Annotated in this window: 19 protein-coding genes; 14 read left to right on the top strand and 5 right to left on the bottom strand. The window is 72.5% G+C overall.

All coding sequences use genetic code 11. The features are described 5' to 3' along the window. Positions 1-175: 175 nt before the first annotated feature. From AB0D53_RS01635 to nudC, 5 genes are all read left to right on the top strand, one after another. Positions 176-595, top strand: coding sequence for an MGMT family protein (locus tag AB0D53_RS01635; RefSeq protein WP_362438377.1), 420 nt, complete (start codon positions 176-178; stop codon positions 593-595). 341 nt (positions 596-936) lie between these two features. Then, the gene (locus tag AB0D53_RS01630) at positions 937-4,392 is read left to right on the top strand and encodes an ATP-dependent DNA helicase (RefSeq protein ID WP_362438374.1); all 3,456 of its coding nucleotides are present in this window, start codon (positions 937-939) and stop codon (positions 4,390-4,392) included. A 79-nt stretch (positions 4,393-4,471) separates the two neighbouring features. Further along, positions 4,472-7,939, top strand: coding sequence for a UvrD-helicase domain-containing protein (locus AB0D53_RS01625; protein WP_362438371.1), 3,468 nt, complete (start codon positions 4,472-4,474; stop codon positions 7,937-7,939). 921 nt (positions 7,940-8,860) lie between these two features. Continuing rightward, positions 8,861-10,255: a dipeptidase gene (locus AB0D53_RS01620; RefSeq protein ID WP_362438368.1), complete on the top strand. Its 1,395-nt coding sequence runs from the start codon at positions 8,861-8,863 to the stop codon at positions 10,253-10,255. 44 nt (positions 10,256-10,299) lie between these two features. Further along, on the top strand, positions 10,300-11,247 hold the full coding sequence (gene nudC, locus AB0D53_RS01615; protein WP_362438365.1) for an NAD(+) diphosphatase: 948 nt from the start codon (positions 10,300-10,302) through the stop codon (positions 11,245-11,247). Between the two features lie 73 nt (positions 11,248-11,320). Here the strand turns inward: nudC and AB0D53_RS01610 are convergent, their stop codons facing one another. Next, positions 11,321-11,575, bottom strand: a complete 255-nt coding sequence (locus AB0D53_RS01610) for a mycoredoxin (RefSeq protein WP_072483861.1) — start codon at positions 11,573-11,575, stop codon at positions 11,321-11,323. A gap of 325 nt (positions 11,576-11,900) precedes the next feature. On the opposite strand from AB0D53_RS01610, the gene AB0D53_RS01605 reads away from it, so the two are divergent. From AB0D53_RS01605 to AB0D53_RS01585, 5 genes are all read left to right on the top strand, one after another. Then, on the top strand, positions 11,901-14,093 hold the full coding sequence (locus tag AB0D53_RS01605) for an ATP-dependent DNA helicase UvrD2 (RefSeq protein ID WP_362438361.1): 2,193 nt from the start codon (positions 11,901-11,903) through the stop codon (positions 14,091-14,093). Between the two features lie 165 nt (positions 14,094-14,258). Further along, positions 14,259-14,594 (top strand): hypothetical protein, encoded by a 336-nt coding sequence (locus tag AB0D53_RS01600; protein WP_362438358.1) that lies wholly within the window; start codon positions 14,259-14,261, stop codon positions 14,592-14,594. A gap of 173 nt (positions 14,595-14,767) precedes the next feature. Beyond that, complete coding sequence (locus AB0D53_RS01595; RefSeq protein ID WP_093549938.1) at positions 14,768-15,136, top strand: WhiB family transcriptional regulator; 369 nt, start codon at positions 14,768-14,770, stop codon at positions 15,134-15,136. 32 nt (positions 15,137-15,168) lie between these two features. Next, positions 15,169-15,492 carry a hypothetical protein gene (locus AB0D53_RS01590; RefSeq protein ID WP_362438821.1) on the top strand — a complete coding sequence of 108 codons (324 nt, stop codon included), beginning with the start codon at positions 15,169-15,171 and terminating at the stop codon, positions 15,490-15,492. Between the two features lie 192 nt (positions 15,493-15,684). Further along, the gene (locus tag AB0D53_RS01585) at positions 15,685-15,900 is read left to right on the top strand and encodes a hypothetical protein (protein WP_362438355.1); all 216 of its coding nucleotides are present in this window, start codon (positions 15,685-15,687) and stop codon (positions 15,898-15,900) included. A 56-nt stretch (positions 15,901-15,956) separates the two neighbouring features. Here the strand turns inward: AB0D53_RS01585 and AB0D53_RS01580 are convergent, their stop codons facing one another. Both AB0D53_RS01580 and AB0D53_RS01575 read right to left on the bottom strand, forming a co-directional pair. Beyond that, positions 15,957-17,351, bottom strand: coding sequence for an AarF/ABC1/UbiB kinase family protein (locus tag AB0D53_RS01580; protein ID WP_362438352.1), 1,395 nt, complete (start codon positions 17,349-17,351; stop codon positions 15,957-15,959). 41 nt (positions 17,352-17,392) lie between these two features. Then, positions 17,393-18,538 carry a ThiF family adenylyltransferase gene (locus tag AB0D53_RS01575; protein ID WP_362438349.1) on the bottom strand — a complete coding sequence of 382 codons (1,146 nt, stop codon included), beginning with the start codon at positions 18,536-18,538 and terminating at the stop codon, positions 17,393-17,395. A 218-nt stretch (positions 18,539-18,756) separates the two neighbouring features. On the opposite strand from AB0D53_RS01575, the gene AB0D53_RS01570 reads away from it, so the two are divergent. The 4 genes from AB0D53_RS01570 to AB0D53_RS01555 all read left to right on the top strand — a co-directional run bounded on the left by AB0D53_RS01570 (position 18,757) and on the right by AB0D53_RS01555 (position 22,592). After that, complete coding sequence (locus tag AB0D53_RS01570) at positions 18,757-19,377, top strand: M48 family metallopeptidase (RefSeq protein ID WP_362438346.1); 621 nt, start codon at positions 18,757-18,759, stop codon at positions 19,375-19,377. Positions 19,378-19,484: 107 nt separating this feature from the next. Continuing rightward, positions 19,485-21,125 (top strand): TerD family protein, encoded by a 1,641-nt coding sequence (locus tag AB0D53_RS01565; protein WP_362438343.1) that lies wholly within the window; start codon positions 19,485-19,487, stop codon positions 21,123-21,125. Between the two features lie 11 nt (positions 21,126-21,136). Then, complete coding sequence (locus AB0D53_RS01560) at positions 21,137-21,817, top strand: AIM24 family protein (protein ID WP_362438340.1); 681 nt, start codon at positions 21,137-21,139, stop codon at positions 21,815-21,817. A gap of 19 nt (positions 21,818-21,836) precedes the next feature. Then, on the top strand, positions 21,837-22,592 hold the full coding sequence (locus tag AB0D53_RS01555; protein WP_362438337.1) for an AIM24 family protein: 756 nt from the start codon (positions 21,837-21,839) through the stop codon (positions 22,590-22,592). Positions 22,593-22,668: 76 nt separating this feature from the next. On the opposite strand, the gene AB0D53_RS01550 is transcribed toward AB0D53_RS01555, so the two are convergent. Further along, positions 22,669-23,217, bottom strand: a complete 549-nt coding sequence (locus AB0D53_RS01550; RefSeq protein WP_362438334.1) for an NUDIX hydrolase — start codon at positions 23,215-23,217, stop codon at positions 22,669-22,671. Continuing rightward, on the bottom strand, positions 23,214-24,674 hold the full coding sequence (locus AB0D53_RS01545) for a zinc-dependent metalloprotease (protein ID WP_362438331.1): 1,461 nt from the start codon (positions 24,672-24,674) through the stop codon (positions 23,214-23,216). The genes AB0D53_RS01550 and AB0D53_RS01545 overlap by 4 nt, the downstream gene beginning before the upstream one ends. Positions 24,675-24,692: the final 18 nt, after the last annotated feature.

Here is a 24,692-nt window from a genome sequence, read left to right as displayed (position 1 = left end):
ACCGGTCACCGCCCGCACGATGGTGGCACGGCCCGGCGACACGGCGGGGCATCAGGGTGCTCCGCACGGACACGGGAAGCGCAAGATACGCCCCTCCGCCTCCGCCCGCAGGCCCTGTGACCGGACGCACACGGACCGGGCCGGGATGTCGGTGGCGTACGGCAGGATGGGGCGGATGAGCCAACACCGCACGAGCGGCGACGGGACGAGCGACGACCGCACGAGCCACGCACTGCCGGAGTACGCGGAGCGCGTGCTCGACGTCGCCGAGCTGATCCCGCCCGGCCGCGTCATGACGTACGGCGATGTCGCCGAGTGGCTGGGCGAGGGCGGTCCGCGCCAGGTCGGCCGGGTCATGTCGCTGTACGGGGCCGCGGTGCCGTGGTGGCGCGTGGTGCGCGCCGACGGGGCGCTGCTCCCGGGCCACGAGCTGCGGGCGCTGGACCACTACCGCGCGGAGGGCACCCCGCTGCGCGGGGCGTCGCGCGCCGCGGAGGGCCACCTGCCGCGCCTCGACATGAAGCGGGCACGGTGGGACGGCGTCACCGCGGACGGGGACGCGGACCGGGACAAGGGCGCAGGTGCTCACAACTGACAGCTTCCGCCATCCGGCGGCACAGCGGGCGGCGCCGGGGCCGTACGACGTACCCGACTTACGGGAAGTGACCCAGGGCGCACGAGAAGTGATCGGGAGTGCACGGAAAGTGACTGACGAACAGGTCCGTGGCATGTGACGCGGCAGAACCGGAGCCGTGCGGAGTGACGGAAACCACGGCCGGGCGCGGTACCGGGCACGCGAGGGCGTCCGCGCCCCGGAACGTGACGAGGCACGCAGGACTCCCACCCCGCATCGCGCTCCCGCTGGCGTAGCTTCGTAAGTTCGCGGCGCGCACCGCATCCTCATCATCAGTACACCCACCAGGACCGGCGATCCACGTGAGCTCCTCCTCCTTCACCCGGCACAGCCCGCACCGTCAGGCACGGCAGCGGGCCGCGGGCGCGTACCGGCTGGTGCGCACCCCGCCGGGCTCCGTGGACCCTCCTCTCCTGGACGCGGCGCAGCGTGCGGTGGTTGATCACCCGGGCGGCCCGCTCCTGGTGCTCGCCGGACCCGGCACCGGCAAGACGACCACGCTCGTCGAGGCGGTCGCCGCCCGCATCGCACGGGGCGGCGACCCGGCCCGCGTCCTGGTGCTCACCTTCAGCCGCAAGGCCGCCGTGGAGCTGCGCGACCGGATGGCCGCCCGCCTCGGCGCCGCCCGCGGCCCGCAGGCCACCACCTTCCACTCCTTCTGCTACGCGCTGGTCCGCGCCCACCAGGACGCAGACCTCTTCGCCGAACCGATGCGGCTGCTCTCCGGACCGGAGCAGGACGTCACCGTCCGCGAGCTGCTCGCCGGCCAGCTCGAACTGGAGCGGGACGGCTTCGCGCACATCCGGTGGCCCGACGAGCTGCGGGCCTGCCTGACCACGCGTGGCTTCGCCGACGAGGTGCGCGCGGTGCTGGCCCGCAGCCGTGAGCTGGGCCTGGGGCCGGACGCGCTGGCCGCCTTCGCGGGCCGCACGGGCCGGCCGGACTGGGGAGCCGCCGCCGAGTTCCTCGCCGAGTACCTGGACGTGCTGGACGCGCAGGGGGTGCTGGACTATGCGGAGCTGGTGCACCGGGCGGTGCTGCTCGCGGAGCGCCCCGAGGTGGCGGCGCTGCTGGCGGGGCAGTACGACGCGGTGTTCGTCGACGAGTACCAGGACACGGACCCGGCGCAGGTACGCCTGCTGCACGCGCTGGCCGGCAACCGGGGGAGCGCCCCGGGCGCCGGGGGCGGCCGGGAGCTGATCGCCTTCGGTGACCCCGACCAGTCGATCTACGCGTTCCGGGGCGCCGATGTGAACGGCATCCTCGACTTCCCGGAGACGTTCCGGCGGGCGGACGGCGCCCCGGCCCCGGTCGGTGTGCTCACCACCTCGCGGCGCTCCGGCGGACAGCTGCTGGCCGCTACCCGGCTGCTCACCCGTCGGATGCCGCTGACCCGGCTGCCCTCGGCGAAGGTCCGCGCCCACCGGGAGCTCACCGCGGTCCGCGAGGGCGGCAGCGTGGAGGCGTACACCTACCCGACCGCGTCCACCGAGCTGGAGAACATCGCCGATCTGCTGCGCCGGGCGCATCTGGAGGACGGCGTCCCGTGGCACGAGATGGCGGTGCTGGTACGGGCCGGGGGCCGCACGCTCCCCTCCCTGCGCCGGGCCCTGACGTCGGCGGGCGTCCCCCTGGAGGTCGACGGGGACGACCTCCCCCTGCGCCACGAACCGGCGGTGGCCCCGCTCCTGACGGCCCTGCGCACGGTCGCCACGGCGGCCCTGCGCGGGAGTGCGCCGGGCGCGGAGAGGACAGCGGGGGCGGCGGGGGCGGCGGAGGCGGTGGCAGCTGCCACCGACGCGGGCGCGGGGGCTTCGGCAGGGGGCGCGGGCGCGGGGACGGGCGCGGGGGCTTCCGCGGGGGACGAGGACGCGGGGACGCCCTCCTGGCTGGACACCGAGACCGCCCTGACCCTGCTCGCCTCCCCCCTCGGCTCCATGGACGCGGCCGACCTGCGCCGCCTCGGCCGGGCCCTGCGCGACGAGGAGCGGGCCGCCGGGAACCGCGTACCGGCGCCCTCCGGCCAGCTGCTGGCCCGAGCGCTCGCCGAGCCCGAGCGGCTCGTGGCGCACGATCCGGCGTACGCCCGCGGTGCCCAGCGCCTCGGCGCACTCCTGAGCAAGGCCCGCGAGCTCCTCGAAGGCGGCGGCACCGCGGAAGAGGCCCTGTGGGCCCTGTGGTCCGGCACCCCCTGGCCGGGCCGGCTGGAGCGCGCCGCACTGCGCGGCGGCGCGGGCGGCCGCAACGCCGACCGCGACCTCGACGCCGTCTGCGCCCTCTTCGACACCGCGGCCCGCGCCGAGGAACGCACCGGCGGGCGCGGCGCACTCAACTTCCTGGAGGAGGTCGACGCCCAGGACATCGCCGCCGACACCCTCTCCAGGCGCGTGGTGCGCCCCGACGCCGTACGGCTGATGACCGCGCACCGCTCCAAGGGCCTGGAATGGCACCTCGTCGTCGTCGCGGGGGTCCAGGAAGGGCTCTGGCCGGACCTGCGCCGCCGCGGCTCGCTGCTGGAGGCGGACCGGATCGGCCACGACGGCCTGGCCGAACCGCTCACCCCCGGCGCCCTCCTCGCCGAGGAGCGCCGGCTCTTCTACGTCGCGGCGACCCGCGCCCGCGAACGGCTCGTCGTCACCGCGGTGAAGGCGCCCGCCGACGACGGCGACCAGCCCTCCCGCTTCCTCACCGAGCTGGGTGCCGAGCCGCGCGACGTCACCGGCCGGCCGCGCCGCCCCCTCGCCGTCGCCGCGCTGGTCGCCGAACTCCGCGCCACCACCGTCGACCCCGGGGCCTCCGACGCCCTGCGGGAGGAGGCCGCACGCCGCCTCGCCCGGCTCGCCGCGCTCACCGACGACGAGGGCCAGCCGCTCGTACCCGCCGCCCACCCCTACCGCTGGTGGGGCCTGTACGAACCGACCCGCTCCGCCGTCCCGCTCCGCGACCGGGACCAGCCCGTGACCCTCTCCGGCAGCGCGCTCGACCAGCTCGCCAACACCTGCGCGCTCCAGTGGTTCCTCGGCCGCGAGGTGAAGGCGGACGCCCCGGCGACCGCGGCCCAGGGCTTCGGCAACGTCGTCCACGTACTCGCCGACGAGGTGGCCTCCGGACGCACCCCCGCCGATCTCGCCGTCCTGATGGAGCGGCTGGACTCGGTCTGGGACGGGCTCGTCTTCGACGCCCCCTGGAAGTCCCGGCAGGAGAAGGAGCAGGCACGGGCCGCCCTCGAACGCTTCCTGCGCTGGCACGTCATGGACCGGGCCGGCCGTACCCCCGTCGCGAGCGAGCACGACTTCGACGTGACGCTGGAGGCGGGGGAGTACGAAGTACGCATCCGGGGCTCCATGGACCGCGTCGAACAGGACGCCGAGGGTCGCGCCTATGTCGTCGACTTCAAGACCGGCAAGCAGTCCCCGACCAAGGACGAGGTGGCCCGCCACCCCCAGCTCGCCGTGTACCAGCTGGCCGTCCGGGAGGGCGCGGTCGACGAGGTCTTCGACGGCCGCCGCCCCGAGCCCGGCGGCGCCGAACTCGTACAGCTGCGCCAGGCCGCCGCCAAGAAGGAGGGCGGCGAAGCCCATCCCAAGGTGCAGGCGCAGGAACCCCTCGCCGGTGAATGGGTCCCCGAACTGCTGGCCACCGCCGCGGGCCGGGTCCTGGACGAGCGCTTCACCCCCACGACCGGCCAGCACTGCACGCACTGCGCCTTCCGCGCCTCGTGCAGCGCCCGGCCGGAGGGCCGCCACGTCCTGGAGTGAGCGGGGCCGGGCGTCCGGTGAGGGCGGCGGGCATCCGGTGGGCCGCACGTTGTCGGTGCGTCCGGTTAGCCTCTCTGGGGTGTCCTCACGTATCACCGATCCCGAGCAGCTCAAGGAGCTCCTCGGGATCCCGTTCACCCCGGAGCAGACGGCCTGCATCACCGCGCCGCCCGCCCCGCAGGTGATCGTGGCCGGAGCCGGGTCCGGGAAGACCACGGTGATGGCGGCGCGCGTGGTGTGGCTGGTGGGCACCGGCCAGGTCGCCCCCGAGCAGGTCCTCGGACTCACCTTCACCAACAAGGCGGCCGGTGAGCTCGCCGAGCGTGTCCGCAAGGCGCTGATCGCGGCCGGGGTCACCGATCCGGACGCCATCGACCCGGACAACCCCCCGGGCGAGCCCAGCATCTCCACGTACCACGCGTTCGCCGGCCGGCTCCTCACCGAGCACGGGCTGCGCATCGGACTCGAACCCACCACCCGCCTCCTCGCCGACGCCACCCGCTACCAGCTCGCCGCCCGCGTACTGCGCGAGGCCCCCGGCCCCTACCCGGCCCTGACCAGGTCCTTCCCCACCCTCGTCAGCGACCTGCTGGCGCTCGACGCCGAGCTCGCCGAACACCTCGTACGCCCCGAACAGCTCGCCGAGTACGACACCGGCCTGCTGAGCACCCTCGAATCGGCCCGGCTCAGCAACGCCGAGCTGCGCAGGATCCCCGAGACGGCCGAGGCCCGCCGCGAGCTGCTCCAGTTGGCCCGGCGCTACCGCGAGGCCAAGAAGAGCCGCGATCTCCTCGACTTCGGCGACCAGATCGCGCTCTCCGCCGAGCTGGCCCTCACCCGCCCCGAGGTCGGCACGATCCTGCGCGACGAGTTCCGCGTCGTCCTGCTCGACGAGTACCAGGACACCTCCGTGGCCCAGCGCCTCCTGCTCTCCGCCCTCTTCGGCAGCGGCCCCGGGGGCGTGACCGGGCACGCCGTCACCGCAGTCGGCGACCCCTGCCAGGCGATCTACGGCTGGCGCGGCGCGTCCGTCGCCAACCTCGACGACTTCCCGCTGCACTTCCCGCACGCCGACGGCACCCCCGCCACCCGCCATTCCCTCAGCGAGAACCGCCGCAGCGGCGGCCGGCTCCTGCACCTCGCCAACGGCCTCGCCGCACCGCTGCGCGCCATGCACGAAGGCGTCGAGGCACTGCGCCCCGCCCCCGGCGCCGAGCGCGACGGCATCGTCCGCTGCGCGCTGCTGCCCACCCACGCCGAGGAGATCGACTGGCTCGCCGACTCGATCGCCCATCTCGTGCGGACCGGCAAGGCACCCGGCGAGATCGCGGTCCTCTGCCGCACCGCCGGCGACTTCCCCGAGATCCAGGCCGCGCTGGTGGCCCGCGACATCCCGGTCGAGGTCGTCGGCCTGTCCGGCCTGCTGCATCTGCCCGAGGTAGCCGACCTCGTCGCGGTCTGCGAGGTGCTCCAGGACCCCGGCGCCAACGCCTCGCTGGTCCGGCTGCTCACCGGCCCCCGCTGGCGGATCGGCCCCCGCGACCTGGCCCTGCTCGGCCGCCGCGCCCGGCTCCTCGTCCACCGCGCGGCCCACGCCGACGAGGACCACGACCCCGACCGGCGTCTCGCCGAGGCCGTCGAGGGCATCGACCCGGCCGAGGTGATCTCGCTCGCCGACGCGCTGGACACCTTCCTCGAATCGGGCGGCGAGCAGGACGACGGGCTGCCGTTCTCCACCGAGGCCCGCATCCGCTTCGCCCGCCTCGCCGCCGAGCTGCGCGACCTGCGCCGCTCGCTGGCCGACCCGCTGATGGACGTGCTGCACCGGGTCCTGGCCACCACCGGCCTGGAGGTCGAGCTCTCCGCGTCGCCACACGCCCTGGCCGCCCGCCGCCGCGAGACCCTCGCCAACTTCCTCGACGTCGCGGCCCGCTTCGCCGCCGTCGAGGGCGAGGCCACCCTCCTCGCCTTCCTCGGCTTCCTGCGCACCGCCGTCCAGTACGAGAAGGGCCTGGACAACGCCCTGCCCGGCGGCGAGAACACCGTCAAGGTCCTCACCGCCCACAAGTCCAAGGGCCTGGAGTGGGATGTCGTCGCCGTGCCCGGCCTGGTCACCGGCCAGTTCCCCAGCGGCCAGTCCCGCGACGCCTGGACCGCCCAGTCCAAGGTCCTCCCGCACGCCCTGCGCGGGGACCGGGCGACCCTTCCCGACGTGCACTCCTGGGACGCCAAGGGGCTCAAGGCGTTCAAGGAGGAGATGAAGGAGCACCAGCACACCGAGGAGCTCCGCCTGGGATACGTCACCTTCACCAGACCCCGCACCCTGCTGCTCGGCTCCGGCCACTGGTGGGGCCCGTCCCAGAAGAAGCCGCGCGGCCCTTCCGGCTTCCTGCACGCGCTGTACGAGCACTGCGCGGCCGGGCACGGCGAGATCGAGGTCTGGGCCGACGAACCGGCCGAGGACGAGGAGAACCCGGCGCTCGACACGGAGACCGCCGACCACGCGTGGCCGCTCCCGCTGGACGACACCGCGCTGGCCCGCCGCCGGGCCGCCGCGGACACGGTCATGGCCCACCTGGAGGCCCTGGCCATGGCGGGAGGTGCGCCGGACGCGTACGGGGCTCCGCCCGGCGGGGCCCCGGAGCCGGACGACGGCGCGTATGCGTCCGGCGCGTACGACGGCACGTACGACGACGCCCCGTTTCCCGACGACGAGGCGTATGCCGATGAGGCGTTCTTCGACGACGCCGACGACTGGGACGCGCTGTCCACGGAACCCCCTGCGGCACCCGCCCCCGCACCACATGTCCCCGCGGCCCGCGCCCCCGAGCCCGCCGGGGCGCACCGCCTCACCCCCGAGGAGACCCGCACCCTCGCCTCCTGGGACCGCGACCTCGACGCCCTCACCGGCGAGCTGCGCCGCGCCCGCGCCACCGTGCGCGACGTCCTCGTACCCGCCACGCTCTCCGCCACCCAGCTGCTGCGCCTCGCCGACGACCCCGACGGCTTCGCCCAGGAGCTGGCCCGCCCGATGCCGCGCCCCCCGCAGCCGGCGGCCCGCCGGGGCACCCGCTTCCACGCCTGGGTGGAGTCACGCTTCGAGGAGCTGCCGCTGCCCATGCTCGGCCCCGACGAGCTGCCCGGCGGTGACGAGAACGACGCCGAGATCGCCGACGAGCGCGACCTGGCCGCGCTCAAGGAGGCCTTCGAGCGCACCCCGTACGCCCGCCGCACCCCGTACCGCGTCGAGACGCCGTTCCAGATCACTCTGGCCGGCCGGGTGATCAGGGGCCGCATCGACGCGGTGTACCGCACCGGGGACACGTACGAGATCGTCGACTGGAAGACCACCCGCGCCAACACCGCCGACCCCCTCCAGCTCGCGGTCTACCGACTGGCCTGGGCGGAACTGCACGACCTGCCGCTCACCGACGTCACCGCCACGTTCCTGTACGTGCGCACCGGCGAGACCGTCCACCCCACCCGCCTCCCCGGCCGGGCGGAACTGGAGCGGATCCTGCTGGACGAGCCGCCGCCCATGGACTGATCCCTGTCGATCAGCGGCCGGGCACGCGCGGTCGTGAACAGCCGCTGCCGCGCGGCGAGTTTCCCGGGACGGGCGACGGTGTCGAGGAGCAGCCGGTGGACCCGGCCCTCCGCGCCCGCCACGAAGGCCTCGACACGCTTTCGGGGTTCGCTCCGGCCCGCCCAGTGACAGCCGCTCTCCAGCCGGAGGGCGTCGCGGCCGTTCTGCCGGGTGGTGTGCGAGACGGCCTCGACATCGGCCATCGACGACTCGGCGGTGTCGCGGTACCGGGCGAGCTGCCCGGCGGAGGCCGCCCGGGCGGTCGCCCCGCACGACGTGTCCCGCTTGACGCGCATGTCATGAGCGCCGTCCGGGGAGGTCCAGTCGCTCCGGATGCCGTTCCGCGGCTTCCGGGGCCGGCCGGCCGGCAGGGCGAGGACGACCGTGCGGCCGGGTTCGCCGAGCCGCTGCCGGCCCTTGGACATGACCGGCGAGGAGGGCTGTGACCGATGGGAGGGCCGTGCCGACCCCGAGGGCGCGGTGCCGGGGCCGGTGGTTGCGTCCGGGGAGCCGGGGGCGTTCGTCCTCTCCGCACCCGGTGCGGACGAGGAAGGGGCGCCGGCACGGTCGGCGACGGTCCGGCCGACCGAGGAGCCGCCGACGAGCGGGCCCCCGGGCACCGCCGGCAGCGGACCGACGACAGCCGCGATCGCCGAGACCCACGCCGCTGTTTCCCCGGTCCGCCGGCCCGGCGGCGTACCTCCACCCGGAGCGCTCGACTCCCTCTCCCCCTCGCGGCAGGGCACCGGGCACTGTCCCGCGGAGCCGTTCGACCGGAGAAGGAACGACATCGACAGGTATCCGGCCACGGCCGGCCGTCGGGGAAGGCCCCGCACCGCCTGCCGGGACGACCCCGGCAGGCGAGGCACTAGGCTCAAGGCCATGAGCGACACCCCGGACAGCGCCGTCCGTACGTACACCGAGCAGCACCGCACAGCCTTCCTGGACGACCTCGCCGCCTGGCTGCGCATCCCGTCCGTATCCGCCCAGCCGGACCACGACGGGGACGTACGGCGCAGTGCCGAGTGGCTGTCCGCCAAGCTCCGGGAGACCGGCTTCCCGGTCACCGAGATCTGGGAGACGCCCGGCGCCCCCGCGGTCTTCGCCCACTGGCCGTCCGACGACCCGGACGCCCCGACCGTCCTCGTCTACGGCCACCACGACGTGCAGCCCGCCGCCCGCGAGGACGGCTGGGACACCGACCCGTTCGAGCCGGTGATCCGCGACGGCCGCATGTACGGGCGGGGCGCCGCCGACGACAAGGGGCAGGTGTTCTTCCACACACTCGGCGTCCGGGCCCACCTCGCCGCCACCGGCCGCACCGCCCCCGCCGTGAACCTCAAGCTCCTGATCGAGGGTGAGGAGGAGTCCGGCTCGCCGAACTTCCGCGCCCTGGCCGAGGAGCGGGCCGACCGGCTCACCGCCGACGCCGTGATCGTCTCCGACACCGGCATGTGGGACGAGTCGACCCCCACGGTCTGCACCGGCATGCGCGGCCTCGCCGAGTGCGAGATCGAGCTGTACGGCCCCGAGCAGGACATCCACTCCGGTTCCTTCGGCGGCGCGGTCCCCAATCCGGCCACCGCCGTCGCCCGGCTCGTCGCCGCGCTCCACGACGTGGACGGCAGGGTCGCGATCCCCGGCTTCTACGACGGTGTCGCCGAACTCACCGACACCGAGCGCGCCCTCTTCGCCGAGCTGCCCTTCGACGAGGCCACCTGGCTGCGCACCGCCAAGTCCCGCGCGGCATCGGGCGAGGCCGGATACTCCACGCTGGAACGCGTCTGGGCCCGCCCCACCGCCGAGGTCAACGGCATCGGCGGCGGCTACCAGGGCGCCGGAAGCAAGACGATCATCCCGTCCTCCGCCCTGGTGAAGATCAGCTTCCGGCTGGTCGCCGGCCAGGACCCCGACCGCGTCCAGCAGGTGGTCCGGGCCTGGGCCGAGGCACAGGTCCCGGCCGGTGTCGGGCACCGCATCACCTTCGCCCCGGCCACCCGGCCCTGCCTGACCCCGCTGGACCACCCCGCCCTGCAGGCCGTCGCCCGCGCCATGGGACGGGCCTTCGGCCAGAAGATCCTCTTCACCCGCGAAGGGGGTTCGGGACCCGCCGCCGACCTCCAGGACGTGCTGGGCGCTCCCGTTCTCTTCCTGGGCATCTCCGTACCGTCCGACGGCTGGCACGCCCCCAACGAGAAGATCGAGCTGGACCTTCTGTTCAAGGGCGTGGAGACGACCGCGCACCTCTGGGGCGAGCTGGCCGCCGCACTCCGCTGAATCCTCTGAACACCCGATCCATCCCGGGGGAGTAGGAAGCACCTGTGAGCACCTTCGACAACGCCACCGCAGACCGGCCCATCGGTCTCACCGCGCCCAGCGGCATCGACCGCGCCGCGCACCACCGCCTCGACGAGGCATGGCTGTCCGCCGCGTGGAGCCACCCGACCACCCGCGTGTTCGTCGTCTCCGGCGGCCAGGTGCTGATCGACGACACCGCCGACGGCGGTACGGAGATCGTCATGACCCCGGCCTTCGAGGCCCCGGTCACCGAGACCCACCGCTACTTCCTCGGCACCGGCGAGGACGGCGTCAGCTACTTCGCGCTCCAGAAGGACTCCCTGCCCGGCCGCATGGACCAGCCGGCCCGTCCGGCCGGCCTGCGCGAGGCCGGTCTGCTGCTCGGTCCGCGCGACGCGGGCCTGATGGTGCACGCGGTGGCCCTGGAGAACTGGCAGCGCCTGCACCGCTTCTGCTCCCGCTGCGGCGAGCGCACGGTCATCGCGGCGGCCGGTCACATCCGCCGCTGCCCGGCCTGCGGTGCCGAGCACTACCCGCGCACCGACCCCGCGGTGATCATGCTGGTGACCGACGACCAGGACCGCGCCCTGCTGGGCCGCCAGGTGCACTGGCCCGAGGGCCGCTTCTCGACGCTCGCGGGCTTCGTCGAGCCGGGGGAGTCGATCGAGCAGTCCGTGGTGCGCGAGGTGTTCGAGGAGGCGGGGGTCACGGTCGGCGAGGTCGAGTACGTCGCCAGCCAGCCCTGGCCGTTCCCGTCCAGCCTGATGCTCGGTTTCATGGCCCGGGCCACCTCGTCCGAGATCAATGTGGACGGCGAGGAGATCGAGGAGGCCCGCTGGTTCTCCCGCGAGGACCTGAAGGCCGCCTTCGAATCCGGCGAGATCCTGCCCCCGTACGGCATCTCGATCGCGGCGCGCCTGATCGAGCTCTGGTACGGCAAGCCGCTCCCGAAGCCGGGCACCGTCGGCTGACTCCAGCGGTACGTGTACGCCCCCTCCGATACTCGACCGGAGGGGGCGTACACGTACCGCTGGAGATCCGGGATCAGGCGGCGAGCGCCTGCTTCACCTGCGCCAGGGACGGGTTCGTCATGACGGCCTCGGCGCCCGTGGAGCCGACCACCAGGACGGTGGGAACGGTCTGGTTGCCCCCGTTGGCCTTCTCGACGAAGGCCGCGGACTGCGGGTCCTGCTCGATGTTGATCTCGTTGTACGCGATGCCCTCGCGGTCCATCTGGCTCTTGAGCCGACGGCAGTAGCCGCACCACGTGGTGCTGTACATCGTCACAGTGCCCGACATGTCTTCGCGCTCCTTGGTCTCGTCGGTCTTCTCAGACTCGTCTGTCGCATCCGTCTCATCCGTCACGCGGAGAAGCTGGACTGTGCGTCACCGCACGGAAAGGGAACGTACGCGAGGCAACCACCATTCCCGCAGCCGGGCCGGGGCGCCCGGGGCGACGGTGGGACCGGCCGGGCGCACGGGTCCGGGACCGGCCGGGCGCACGGGTCCGGGACCGGCCGGGCGCACGGGGTCCGGGATCAGCCGGGCCGTATTAGTACGACGGATGCGCTTCGCCTGTGGACAACTTCCGCGCCCGTCTCTTCCGACCTGGCAGCATGGCGGGGTGACAGCAGCAACGCATTCCTCCCTTTTCCCGCAGGTCCCCGAGTCGGCCGACGCCGTGCTCGACGGCCTGGACCCCGAGCAGCGCGAGGTCGCCACGGCCCTGCACGGCCCGGTGTGTGTGCTGGCCGGAGCCGGTACGGGCAAGACGCGTGCGATCACCCATCGCATCGCGTACGGGGTGCGCGCCGGGATACTCCAGCCCACGAGTGTGCTTGCCGTCACGTTCACCAACCGGGCCGCCGGCGAGATGCGCGGACGGCTGCGCCAGCTCGGCGCCGGAGGCGTCCAGGCACGGACGTTCCACTCCGCCGCCCTGCGCCAGCTCCAGTACTTCTGGCCGAAAGCGGTCGGCGGTGACCTGCCCCGGCTGCTGGAGCGCAAGGTCCAGCTGGTCGCCGAGGCCGCCGCCCGCTGCCGCATCCGGCTCGACCGCAACGAGCTGCGGGACGTCACCAGCGAGATCGAGTGGTCCAAGGTCACCCAGACCGTGCCCGCCGACTACCCGGCCGTGGTCGCGAAGACCCAGCGCGACGCCCCGCGCGACCCGGCCGAGATCTCCCAGATCTACGCGACGTACGAGGAGCTCAAGCGCGACCGCTCGGTGATCGACTTCGAGGACGTGCTGCTGCTCACCGTCGCCATCCTCCAGGACCGCCACGACATCGCCGACCACGTCCGCCGCCAGTACCAGCACTTCGTCGTCGACGAGTACCAGGACGTCAGCCCGCTCCAGCAGCGGCTGCTCGACCTCTGGCTCGGCGACCGGGACACCCTGTGCGTCGTCGGCGACGCGAGCCAGACGATCTACTCCTTCACCGGAGCCACCCCCGACCACCTGCTGAACTTCCGCACCCGCCACCCCGACGCGACGGTGGTCAAGCTGGTCCGGGACTACCGTTCCACCCCCCAGGTCGTCCATCTGGCCAACGGACTGCTCGGCCAGGCCCGCGGTCGCGCCGCCGAGCACCGGCTCGAACTGGTCTCGCAACGCGAGCCCGGCCCCGAGCCCGCCTACACCGAGTACGCCGACGAGCCCTCGGAGGCCGAGGGCACCGCCCGCCGGATCCGCGATCTGATCGCCACCGGGGTCCCGGCCGGAGAGATCGCCGTGCTCTACCGGATCAACTCGCAGTCCGAGGTCTACGAGCAGGCCCTGGCCGACGCGGGTGTGCCGTACCAGCTGCGTGGCGCGGAGCGCTTCTTCGAACGGGCGGAGGTGCGGGAGGCGGGAGTCGCTCTGCGCGGCGCCGCCCGCGCCGGGGGCAACGACTCCCTGCTCGACGACGCGGAGGGGCTGCCCGCGGAGGTGCGCGCGGTGCTCTCCACCAAGGGGTGGGCCTCGGAGCCCCCCGCGGGATCGGGGGCGGTGCGCGACCGCTGGGAATCCCTGGCCGCCCTGGTCCGGCTCGCCGAGGACTTCGAACGGGCCAGGCCGGGTGCGACACTCTCCGACCTGGTGGCGGAGCTCGACGAGCGGGCCGCCGCCCAGCACGCCCCCACGGTCCAGGGCGTCACCCTCGCCTCGCTCCACTCGGCGAAGGGCCTGGAGTGGGACGCCGTGTTCCTGGTCGGCCTGACCGAGGGCATGATGCCGATCACCTACGCCAAGACCGACGAGCAGATCGAGGAGGAGCGCCGCCTGCTGTACGTCGGAGTCACCCGGGCCCGCCTCCACCTCTCGCTGTCGTGGTCGCTCTCCCGCTCGCCCGGCGGCCGCGCCGGCCGGCGCCCCAGCCGCTTCCTCAGCGGGCTGCGCCCGGGCTCGGTGCCCGTCGGCGCACGCGGCACGGGCGGTGGCGGCGGGATCGAGCGTGGCCCGGAGCCGGTCGCCAAGCGCGGACGCCGGGGCCCTGCCCGGTGCCGGGTCTGCGGCAAGACCCTCACCGACGCCGGCGAGATGAAGCTGATGCGCTGCGAGGACTGCCCCTCCGACATGGACGAGGCGCTGTACGAGCGGCTGCGCGACTGGCGGGCGGTCAGGGCGAAGGAGATCGGTCAGCCCGCCTACTGCGTGTTCACGGACAAGACGCTGATGGCGATCGCCGAGGCCGCACCGGGCAGTGCGGGCGAACTGGCGGTGATCTCCGGGGTCGGCGCGCGGAAGCTGGGCCGGTTCGGGACTGCGGTTCTGGCCATTTGCGCAGGTGAGACGGTGGAAGAGGTACTCGGTGAGGCTGCTGACGAAGTGTGAGAAAAACTCGTCGAAAAAATAGTTTGCGCCTGCCCCAGTCATCACCATAGGTTCTTAACCACGGGAACAGCGACTTCTCTGAAGCCCTGGTCCTGTGCTGTACTTATCCGAATACGTAGGACCGCCCCGCCGGTCCGCCCGAGACGCCGAGAGGAGGCGATTGAAGTGATCAGCATCATCGAGACCAACAAAGTGACCGATCTTTCGGTCGTCTCCGCCTGCTCGCTCGGCCTCTCCTGCTCTTCCGAGTCCTCGCTCCGTGGCACCGGTCTGTCCGGCATTTCCGTCGCCGGCCCGCTGTCTTCGGCGAGCCTCCCCGTGCGGGAGCGCAATGAGCGACCGGCTCAGGCACCGGCAGCAGCAGTAGCGAAGGGACAGGCCCAGGCCTATGCCTTTGCGGCCGTCGGTGCGGGAGCGGAATCCGGCGCCAAGAAGCAGACGATGCAGCACCACACGATGTGGGCCTTCCGTGGGCCTGAACCCTGGAGTGATCCAGCCTGATCCACCATCAGGCCGGCGCCTTCAGGGCCGCGGAACCCCACTCGGGATCCGCGGCCCTTTTGTTTTGTCCGAACGGACGAGACAGCACGAAGGAGCCTCGGGACAAGCAACACCCGGTACCAGCCGCCACCCGGCCAACAGGCCGGAACGACCAGACGAGGACACCACCCACCGTGCAACTCGAAGCGCACGCCCCGTCCGTACCGCCTTCCGACACGATCCCCCCGCCCGGCCTCACGGAGGACTCCACCTTGATCCCCCTCACCGCGCTCACCGCGCTCGACGACGCCATCGAGAACCTCGGCGTGCCCGTCCCGTGCCGCTCCTACGACCCGGAGGTCTTCTTCGCGGAGTCGCCCGCCGACGTCGAGTACGCCAAGTCCCTCTGCCGCACCTGCCCGCTCGTCGAGGCCTGCCTCGCCGGCGCCAAGGAGCGTCGCGAGCCGTGGGGCGTCTGGGGCGGTGAGCTCTTCATCCAGGGCGTCGTCGTCGCTCGCAAGCGGCCGCGTGGCCGTCCGCGCAAGAACCCGGTCGCGGCGTGATCGCCGGACTGGGGGCCACGGCCCCCAAACCCATGAAGCGCATCGGCACCATCGACCGTCCCCACACCCACGATCCCCGAAATCAGGCAGAAATGTCCGTCCCCACCAACGAGCCCGTCGGCTCCGCAACACCGAACGTCAAGATCATCGGCGCGAACGACTCGCGTCAGAACAGGACCCGCGAGATGCAACTCATTCCAGAAGCCCTGGCTCGTGCTCATATGCACGACCGCATGAGGGAGGCCGACAGGCAACGGCAGGCCGTACGCCTGGCCAACGCACGCCGGATGCAGCGCCGGGCCGAGCGCGCCTCGATGCGCGCCCGCCGAGCGCTGGCCATGGCCGTCATGCACTAGTCAGGCCGGACACCTGCAGCACCCGCTGCCGGGCAGCCGCTCTGCCCGGCAGCGATCAGTACCCATAGTCAGTACCCCTTCCGCGGGGCCGGTCCGAACGGGCCGGCCCCGCGGTCGTGCTGTGCGGTGATGCTTCGTGGCGGCATTGTGTGGTGCCGCGCGGCCCGGCGGAGACGGAGTTATCGTCACGAGGTGGACGAGGAGACACAGCGCCGGATTCAGCAACCCGCACAGAGCGACGCCGCGGTCGTCACCTGCGCCCTGTGCGGTACCTCCGCCGACGGTGAGGCCGCGCCGCCGACCTGGATCTGTTCCGTGGAGAACGGCAGACGCCAGTACTTCTGCGAGGAGTGCGCCCGCACCCACATCAGGGCGATCGAGAGCCGCCTCGACTCCGCCTGGTGGTGACCGCGGCGGTGAACCGTCCGGCAGGGCGGGAACGCAGTCGGCCGTGACGCCCCGGCCTACGCCCCGGCGGGCGCGTCGCCCGCCAACTCCTTCACCACCGGGCCCTGCTCGTCCTCCGGCAGAAATCCCGGCAGCCAGGATTCGAGCTCGTCGCGCAGCCGCACCGTCGCACCCAGCTGGCACAGCACCCCGATCGTGCTCAGCGTCACCCGGTGTATCAGCAGATAGGCGGGCGGCAGATTCAGCTGCTTGCCGAGCTGGTGAGCGGGGGAGCGGGGATCCGCGATCCGCGCCGCCTGATTGCGCATCCAGCTCCGGGTGAAGGTGAACTCCGCCACCTGCGCCGGTTCGATGATCGGCAGGAGATAGTCGAGCACCGCATCCGGGTCGAGGTCGATCGAGTCCTTGACGAACCCCTCCTCGCGCAGCAGTTCGTACACCGCCTCCGCCTCGCCCGCCAGCGTCAGCCGCAGGGAGTCCCCGATGGTCTGCGGCAGACCGCCCGGCAGCCGGTCCACCGTCCCGAAGTCCAGCACTCCGAGCCGCCACTGCCCGGCGTCGCCGGTCTCCTCGACGGGCGGCAGCAGCCGGAAGTTGCCCGGATGCGGGTCCGCGTGCAGCAGACCGGTGCGCGCGGGTCCCGAGAAGAGGAACCGCGCCAGCAACTGACCGGCCCGGTCCCGCTGCTCCGGCGTGCCCTCCGCGATCACCTCGGCCAGCGGAAGACCGTCCATCCACTCCGTCACCAGCACCTGGTCGGACTGGTGCACCACGCCGGGGATCACCACATCCGGGTCGCCCGCGAACTCCTCGGCGTGATCCCGCTGCGACCAGGCCTCCTGCTCGTAGTCCAGCTCCTCCGAGACCCGGTCGCGCAGCTCCGTGATGAGCGGTTTGATGTCTATACCGGGGACCAGCGGGCCGAGCAGGCGGGCGAATCTGCTGAGCTGGGTCAGATCGGAGAGCAGCGCCTGACCGGCACCCGGATACTGCACCTTCACCGCGACGTTCCGCCCGTCGTGCCACACCGCCCGGTGCACCTGACCGATCGAGGCGGCGGCCGACGGCCTGTCCTCGAATTCGAGGAACAACTCCCGCCAGTCCTCGCCGAGCCGCTCCTCCAGCACAGCGTGGACGGTGTCGCTGGGCATGGGCGGCGCGGCTTCCTGGAGCTTGGTGAGCGCTGCCCGGTACGGTCCGGCGACCTCCTCGGGCAGAGCGGACTCGAAGACGGACAGGGCCTGGCCGAGCTTCATCGCCCCGCCCTTCAACTCGCCCAGGACCTTGAACAACTGGTCCGCGGTGCGCTGCTGCACCTCCCGGGCGACCAGCTCCGCAGATCTCCCGCCGATCCGCTTGCCCAGACCCCACGTCGCCCGGCCGGCGAAGCCCAGAGGCAGGGCGGCCAGCTTGGCGGTACGGGTGACCGCTTTCCGGGGTAGATCAGACATGAGCCCCTCCAAATCCCAGACTGCCGTACCGCGTGCGGCGGTTACCCGGCCATTGTGTCCTGCCTCGTGCCGGCCCCGGAGGAGCGCTCCCTCCCAGTGTGCCCAGCCGCTCCACAGGAACATTCGAGGTGCGGCCCCATTCGCTCGGACCGCCAGTCCAACAGCGGCAGCGCGGCCTCCCAACGAGTCCCGGTGCTCGCGGGCAGTTCGCCGTCCAGGAAGGACAGGGCGTGGGCGGCCGCCAGCCCCGCCACCGCCGTCGCCAGTCCCAGGTCACAGGCCTGCACGGCAGTTCGCCGCCCGGACCGCCACTGGGACAGCATCCTTGTCCAGTCCTCGTCCCGGTCGGCGCGCTCCAGGGCCAGGCACCCGGCGCAGGCCGTACCCCCGGGCAGGACCAGCGGCCCGACGATTCCTGTCGCCTCCATCACTCCGGCGTAGAGGTGGGGAGTCCCCGACGCGATCCACGGTTCGGCCGACCGCGGGTCGGGGGCGTAGACCGACAGACCGTCGCGAGGGGCCACCACGATCAACGACAGTCCCGGCTCGCCACCGCCCGGGGAACCCGCCGTCCCCGCCGCCCGGGGAGCCGCGCCCGCGGCCGATCTGCGCACCAACTGCCGGGCGGCGGTGTCCCTGCGCTCACCGACGGCCGCCGGCGGAAGCCCGCCGGGCGAGACGTCCCACGGCTCGGTGTGCCCGCCGTCCAGAACTTCCACCCGGCCCACCCCGGACCCGGACAGCACCGCCGCGACAGCCGCGCCGACCCGGCCGGCGCCCCGCACCTGGACCCGCATCGCCCGACGGGCCGCCAGCCGCCGCATCCCGCCGCCCGGTTCGGGATGGACGACGGAGAGCGACGCCAGGTCGGGGCGGTGCCGGTCCAGGGCACCGGGCCGGTTCCGCAACGCTTCGGTCTCCGGTCCGGCGGCCCTGATGTCGTCGATCAGTCCCGCGTCGGACAATCGGCTCACCAGGGTGTCCACTTGATGGTCCGACAGGTCCAGCGCGCGGGCCTCCTCGCGCAGCAGTGGCAGGCCGCGCGTTCCGTCGAGCAGTTCCAGAAAACTGCCTGTGGCGATATCCAGCGGGCCGAACTTCACCGCATGGGCGCGAGTCGCCCCGAATTGCACGGTGCCTCCGCTGCGCCATGCGCGGCGCAGTGCGGGCTTCAACATCGGATGCACGGCTACCCCCGGTCTGTGTTCCTTGATCACTGCGTGCGGGCCGCGGCACTGATCTCCGCGCGACCCGTTGCCAGAATGCAGCCGGGCGCCGAAGCGTGCAGAAAGTTATCCACAGGCGCGGGTATTAGTCGTTCAAATGGTGCATGCCGTGGAGTGGATCAGGTGTGAACCCTTCCGGAGGCGGGACTTCCCCCGCTGATACCGGGTAACGTCGTGGCGTGCCCGCCGACCCGTCACCCGGATTCGCCGGGGAGACCCCCGTGCGCAGCGCCGGAACCCGGCGCGGCGCGGCAGACCGTCCGCCCCGCGCCTCGGCGACGAGCGCGGTCGAGGTCCGCCGGAGCAACCGCCGCAACAGAACGGTCTCCGCGTACCGGGAGGGCGATCGCACCATCGTGCTCATCCCGGCCCGGATGTCGGAGGCCGAGGAGCGACGCTGGGTCGGAGTGATGCTCGACAAGCTCGCGGCACAGGAGAGCAAACGTGTCCTGGGCGACGGCGAACTCGCCGCGCGGGCCGAGCGGTTGTCCGCCCAGTACTTCGGGGGCCGGGCCCGGCCGACGTCGGTGCGATGGGTGACCAACCAGAACACCCGATGGGGGTCCTGTACCCCGGCGGAGGGCAGCATCCGTCTGTCGCACCGGCTGCAGGGCATGCCCGAGTACGTCGTCGACTACGTACTGGTCCATGAGCTGGCGCACCTGCTCGTGCCCGGTCACGGCCCCCGCTTCTGGCGGCTGCTGGAGGCGTATCCCCGTACGGAGCGGGCCCGCGGATACCTGGAGGGCGTGGTGGCGGCCGACCGGCTGCCCCAGCTGCCCGCCGCCCGCGGTGAGTGACGTCCGCAGATTCTGTACCGGGTGTGTACCGACTTAGCTCGATGTCGGCGTTTGCGGTTAGCCTGACGCGACGCATTCACATTCGGGATGGGGGACGGTCGTTACGCATGGCCAGGGAATTCCAACGCGGCCACAAGGCCAAGATCAGTGATCTCACGGCGGGGACGGATCTGTACGTAGGTGTGCAGATCGCCGGTCCGGGACTGACCTTCGACATCAGTTGCTTCGGCCTCGACGCCAATGAGCAGCTCTCCGACGACCGGTATTTCATCTTCTTCAATCAGCCTAAATCGCCCGAGGAGTCCATTCAGCTTCTCGGTGCCCAGGCCGGCGACGCCGAGTCGTTCCGTGTCACCCTGGACCGCATTCCGGCGAACATCCACAAGCTGTCGTTCACCGCGACGGTCGACGGCGCCGGGCAGATGTCCCAGATCGGTCCCGGATACATCAGGATCGTCGCGGGTGGCGAGGAAGTCGTCAGGTACGCCTTCAACGGTTCGGAGTTCACCACCGAACGTGCGGTGATGCTGGGCGACTTCTATCTGAAGGACGTGTGGCGGTTCGCCGCGGTCGGCCAGGGCTTCGACGGCGGCCTCGAGGCGCTGCTGAAGAACTTCGGCGGCGAGGTCGCCGAGGAGGAGCCCGCCGCACCCCAGCCGCAGGCGGCGGCCCCGTCGTTCGCCCCGCCCGCCGGCCCGGCCGTACCGGCGCCCGCCCCGTCCTTCAGTGCCCCGGCCGCTCCGCAGGCGCCCCAGGCCCCGCCGCCGGCCCCGGCCTTCGGCGCTCCGGCCGCCCCCGCCCCGGCTCCCACGCCGCAGCAGCAACTGCACACCGCGCCGACGATGGTTGCGCCGCTGGCGCCCCACGGTGGCATGGTGCCGCCGCCCGCACCCGCCCCGGCCCCGTACGGTCAGCCGGGCCAGCCGCCTCAGCCGCAGTTCGGCCAGGTCCCCGGCCAGGCGCCCCCGCACGCTCCGTTCGGCCAGCAGCCGCCCGCCCCGTTCGGCCAGCCGGCCCCGGCCCCCTTCGGCCAGCAGCCCCCCGGCATGCAGCCCCAGGGCGTATCGCAGGGTGTGCCGCAGGCCGGTGCCGGTCTCCAGGCGGCGCTCCAGCCGTACAAGGAGACGGCCACCGGCCAGCGCTGGACCCCGCAGAACCAGCAGCTCATGCGGGTCGATCTCACCATCGGCGATACGCCCGTGCTCGCCCGCCAGGGCAGCATGGTGATGTACCAGGGCAAGGTCGACTTCAGCTACAAGGGCGCCGGTTTCGCCGGCCGCATCGTCGGCAACGCCACCGGCCAGGAAATGCAGCTGATGCGCTGCACCGGCCGCGGACAGGTCTTCCTCGCCGAGGACGGCTCGCATCTGCACGCCATCGAGCTGCAGGGCGACGGCATCTGCGTCTCCGCGGAGAACGTCCTCGCCTTCGACGAGTCCTTGCAGTACGAGGTCCGCAGGGTCGAGGGCCACGGCATCCCCGGCGGCGCCCTGTTCACCATGCAGTTCCAGGGCACCGGCACGGTCGTCGTCAAGACTCACGGCGTCCCCGTCGTCCTGCCCGTCACGCCGACCACCTTCGCCGACTGCAACGCCGTCGTCGCCTGGTCGGCCGCGTCCCAGGTGATCATCTCCAGCCAGGTCCGACTGCGCCGCAACGCGTACCCGGGACACAGCGGGGAGACCGTGAACCTCCAGTTCCGGGGAGCCCCCGGCAACTTCATCGTCGTCCAGCCCTACGAGGTCTGAGGGAGCCCGTCATGAACCAGCAGCTCGCGGGCTACGCCCCGACCCCCGTCACGGCCCGTATGGAGAACCACGGCCGTACGATGCTCAAGGTCGCCATGGCCACCGGCCAGGACCTCTACGCACGTACCGGCTCGATGGTCGCGTACGAGGGCTTCATCCAGTACGAACCCAACCCGCCCGCAGTCCGGCAGATCGCCTCCCAGTGGATCACCGGCGAGAGCACACCGATCATGAAGTGCTCCGGCGACGGACTGCTCTACCTCGCCGACTACGGCGCCGATGTGGTCGTCATCAACCTCAACAACGACTCCCTCTCGGTCAACGGCACCAACGTCCTCGCCTTCGACGGCCATCTCACCTGGGGCGTGGAGCGGGTCAAGGGCCTCGCCAAGTTCGCGGGCCAGGGCCTGTGGAACGTCTGCATCTCGGGCACCGGCTGGGTCGCCATCACCTCGCGCGGCACACCGATCGTCGTCGACTGCGGACGCGGCGAGGACGAGACGTACGTCGACCCGGACGCGCTCGTGGCCTGGTCCCCGAACCTCAAGGTGAAGGGCAAGCGCAGCTTCAAGGCGTCCTCGCTCATCGGGCGGGGCAGTGGCGAGGCGTACCAGATGGCTTTCTCCGGCCAGGGCATCGTCGTCGTGCAGCCGAGCGAGGACAGTACGGACCGCCTGCGGGTCCGGAACTGACGGGGAGGAGAGACACACCATGCAGAGTCCGCTTTTCAGCTACACGGAACAGCAGTCCCAGGACCGGTACACCGTCCAGAACCCGCAGCTCCTGCGGGTCTCGCTGACCGGCCACGACGACGTCCTCGCCCGCAAGGGCGCCATGGTCGCGTACCAGGGCCTGATGGAGTTCGACGGCGAGTACCAGTCGCACGGGCAGCGCAGCGCCCGCGCGCACACCGGCGAGGGCCTCGAACTGATGCGCTGCTCCGGGCAGGGCACCGTCTTCTTCGCCAATCTGGCGCAGTACATCCATGTCGTGGATGTCGACCACGACGGCATCACCGTGGACAGCGCCTACGTCCTGGCGCTGGACTCCTCGCTGCACACCGAGGTCATCGCGGTGGACAGCCAGTACGGCATCTCGGGCACCGGGAAGTACCAGCTCAACATCTCCGGCACCGGCAAGGTCGCCCTGATGACCTCGGGCCAGCCGCTGATGATGCAGGTCACGCCGGACAAGTACGTCAACGCCGACGCCGACGCGATCGTCGCCTGGTCCAGCTCGCTGCGGGTGCAGATGCAGGCCCAGACGCACTCCTCGGGGGTCTGGCGGCGGCGCGGGAACACCGGCGAGGGCTGGGAGCTCAGCTTCCTCGGCCAGGGCTTCGCGCTGGTCCAGCCGAGCGAGGTGCTGCCCCCGCAGAACCACGACATCGGCCAGGGCGTCCGGGCCCAGTACGGAATGGGCCAGCACGGCGCCCACGGCCAGAACCAGAACAACTCCTGGAACTGAGCCACGGCGCACCGGCACACGGAACACGGGTGAGGGGCGGTCTCCGCGGAGACCGCCCCTCACCCGTGGCGCTCTTCTACCGGCGCTGCTCCAGCGCGGCGCGGGCGCGCTCCGTCAGCCGTACGACCGATGTGTCGGCCACCGAGGCGACCTCGTCGTACGCGAACCAGCGCAGGTCCAGCGACTCGTCGCTGATCTGCTCCGTCGCACCCGAGGGCGCCAGCGCCACGTACTGCACGTCCAGATGCCAGTGGCAGGGCGCGGGGATCGCGTGGCGGTCCAGCGTCACCGGGCCGCCCGCGAGCAGGGTCAGGCCGGCGACGCCGGACTCCTCGGTCGCTTCCCGCAGTGCCGCGGCGGCGAGCGAGGCGTCCTCCGGCTCGCAGTGCCCGCCCATCTGCAGCCACATCCGCAGCTTGCGGTGGAGGGTGAGCAGGACCCGGCCGCGCTCGGGGTCGACGACCAGCGCGCTGGCCGTCAGGTGGCCCGCTTCGCAGGCCTTCCACATGCCGTCGGGGTGCCGGGCCAGATGGTCGAGATAGACCTGGCGCAGCTCGTCCTGGCCCGGGTCCGCCGGGTTTCCGTACCCCTTCAGTACGAGAACGGCGTCGTCGTACAGGCTCACCGGTCGGTGTCGCCCTTGCCGTCGTCCTCGCGGCCACCGGCTTCCCCGGTGCTGGGCGAGTCCTTGCCGTCCGCCTCCGCGGCGGGCTTCTGCGGGCCCTTGGCGGCCTCGCCGAGCATCTTGTCCAGCTCGGAGAAGTCCAGCTGCTCGTGGTGTACGAAGCCGTCCGGATCGTCCAGGTCGTGGGCCGTCGGCAGCATGTCGGGGTGCTCCCACAGCGCGTCGCGCCCGTCGAGACCGCGGGCGTCGGTGAGGGACGCCCACAGGCGCGAGGCGTCACGCAGTCGCCGGGGGCGCAGCTGGAGGCCGATGAGCGTGGCGAAGGTCTGCTCGGCCGGACCGCCGGAGGCGCGGCGCCTGCGCATCGTCTCGCGCAGCGCGTCCGCCGAGGTCAGACGGGACTTCGCGGCCTCGTGGACCACGGCGTCCACCCAGCCCTCGACCAGCGCGAGCGCCGTCTCCAGCCGGGCCAGGGCAGCCTTCTGCTCGGGAGTGTCCTCCGGCTGGAACATGCCCTGCTGAAGGGCGTCCTGGAGCTGCTCGGGCTGCGACGGGTCGAACTGACCGACCACGTCCTCCAGCTTGCTGGTGTCGACCTTGATGCCGCGCGCATACCCCTCGACGGCGCCGAACAGGTGCGAGCGCAGCCAGGGGACATGGGCGAAGAGGCGCTGGTGCGCGGCCTCGCGCAGCGCGAGATACAGCCGCACCTCGTCCTGCGGCACGCTGAGGTCCTTGCCGAACCGCTCCACGTTCAGCGGCAGCAGCGCGGCCTTGCCCGCGGGGCCCAGCGGCAGGCCGATGTCGGTCGAACCGACCACCTCGCCCGCCAGCACGCCGACGGCCTGCCCGATCTGCTGGCCGAACATCGCGCCGCCCATGGACCGCATCATGCCGATCAGCGGCCCGGCCATCGCCTGCATCTCCTCGGGCAGCACGTCGCCCATGGCGAGGCCGACGCGCTCCGCCACCGGGTCGACCAGCTTCTGCCACGCGGGCAGGGAGGCCTCGACCCACTCCGCACGGCTCCACGCGACGGTGGAGACCGAACCGGAGGGCAGTGACGTCACGCCGTCCAGCCAGAGGTCGGCCAGACGCAGCGCCTCGTCGACCGCGGAACGCTCGGTCGGGCCCACGCTGGCGTCCTTCGTGCCGTCCGGCGTGCCCTGCGAGACCGTCTGGCGGGCGATCTGCTTGGCCATGTCCCAGTTCACGGGACCGCCCTCGTAGCTCAGCATCTGGCCGAGCTGCTGGAAGGCGGCGCCCAGGTCATTGGGGTTCATCGAGCCGAACATCGCCGCGAACGGGTTGTCCCCGCCCGCGCCGGGCCCGAAGCCGAACGGGTTCGCCGGCCCGCCCGAGCCCTGCCCACCTCCGGTGGGGTCCTTCTTCTTGCCCTCGTCGCCGTTGTCCGGCTCCTCCGGCGGAAGGCCGAATCCGAATGGGGTGTCACTCACGGGGTTTCCTCGGCTCGT

Source organism: Streptomyces sp. NPDC048295, assembly GCF_040652135.1.
Taxonomy (GTDB): Bacteria; Actinomycetota; Actinomycetes; order Streptomycetales; family Streptomycetaceae; genus Streptomyces.
This window is presented reverse-complemented; position numbering and strand designations above follow the sequence as displayed.

Excerpts from the sequence above, each read along its gene's own strand:
- AB0D53_RS01635 (WP_362438377.1), top strand. The coding sequence starts at position 176 with ATGAGCCAACACCGCACGAGCGGCGACGGGACGAGCGACGACCGCACG.
- AB0D53_RS01590 (WP_362438821.1), top strand. The coding sequence starts at position 15,169 with ATGAAGCGCATCGGCACCATCGACCGTCCCCACACCCACGATCCCCGA.
- AB0D53_RS01580 (WP_362438352.1), bottom strand. The coding sequence starts at position 17,351 with ATGTCTGATCTACCCCGGAAAGCGGTCACCCGTACCGCCAAGCTGGCC.
- AB0D53_RS01620 (WP_362438368.1), top strand. The coding sequence starts at position 8,861 with ATGAGCGACACCCCGGACAGCGCCGTCCGTACGTACACCGAGCAGCAC.
- AB0D53_RS01565 (WP_362438343.1), top strand. The coding sequence starts at position 19,485 with ATGGCCAGGGAATTCCAACGCGGCCACAAGGCCAAGATCAGTGATCTC.
- AB0D53_RS01560 (WP_362438340.1), top strand. The coding sequence starts at position 21,137 with ATGAACCAGCAGCTCGCGGGCTACGCCCCGACCCCCGTCACGGCCCGT.
- AB0D53_RS01610 (WP_072483861.1), bottom strand. The coding sequence starts at position 11,575 with ATGTCGGGCACTGTGACGATGTACAGCACCACGTGGTGCGGCTACTGC.
- AB0D53_RS01555 (WP_362438337.1), top strand. The coding sequence starts at position 21,837 with ATGCAGAGTCCGCTTTTCAGCTACACGGAACAGCAGTCCCAGGACCGG.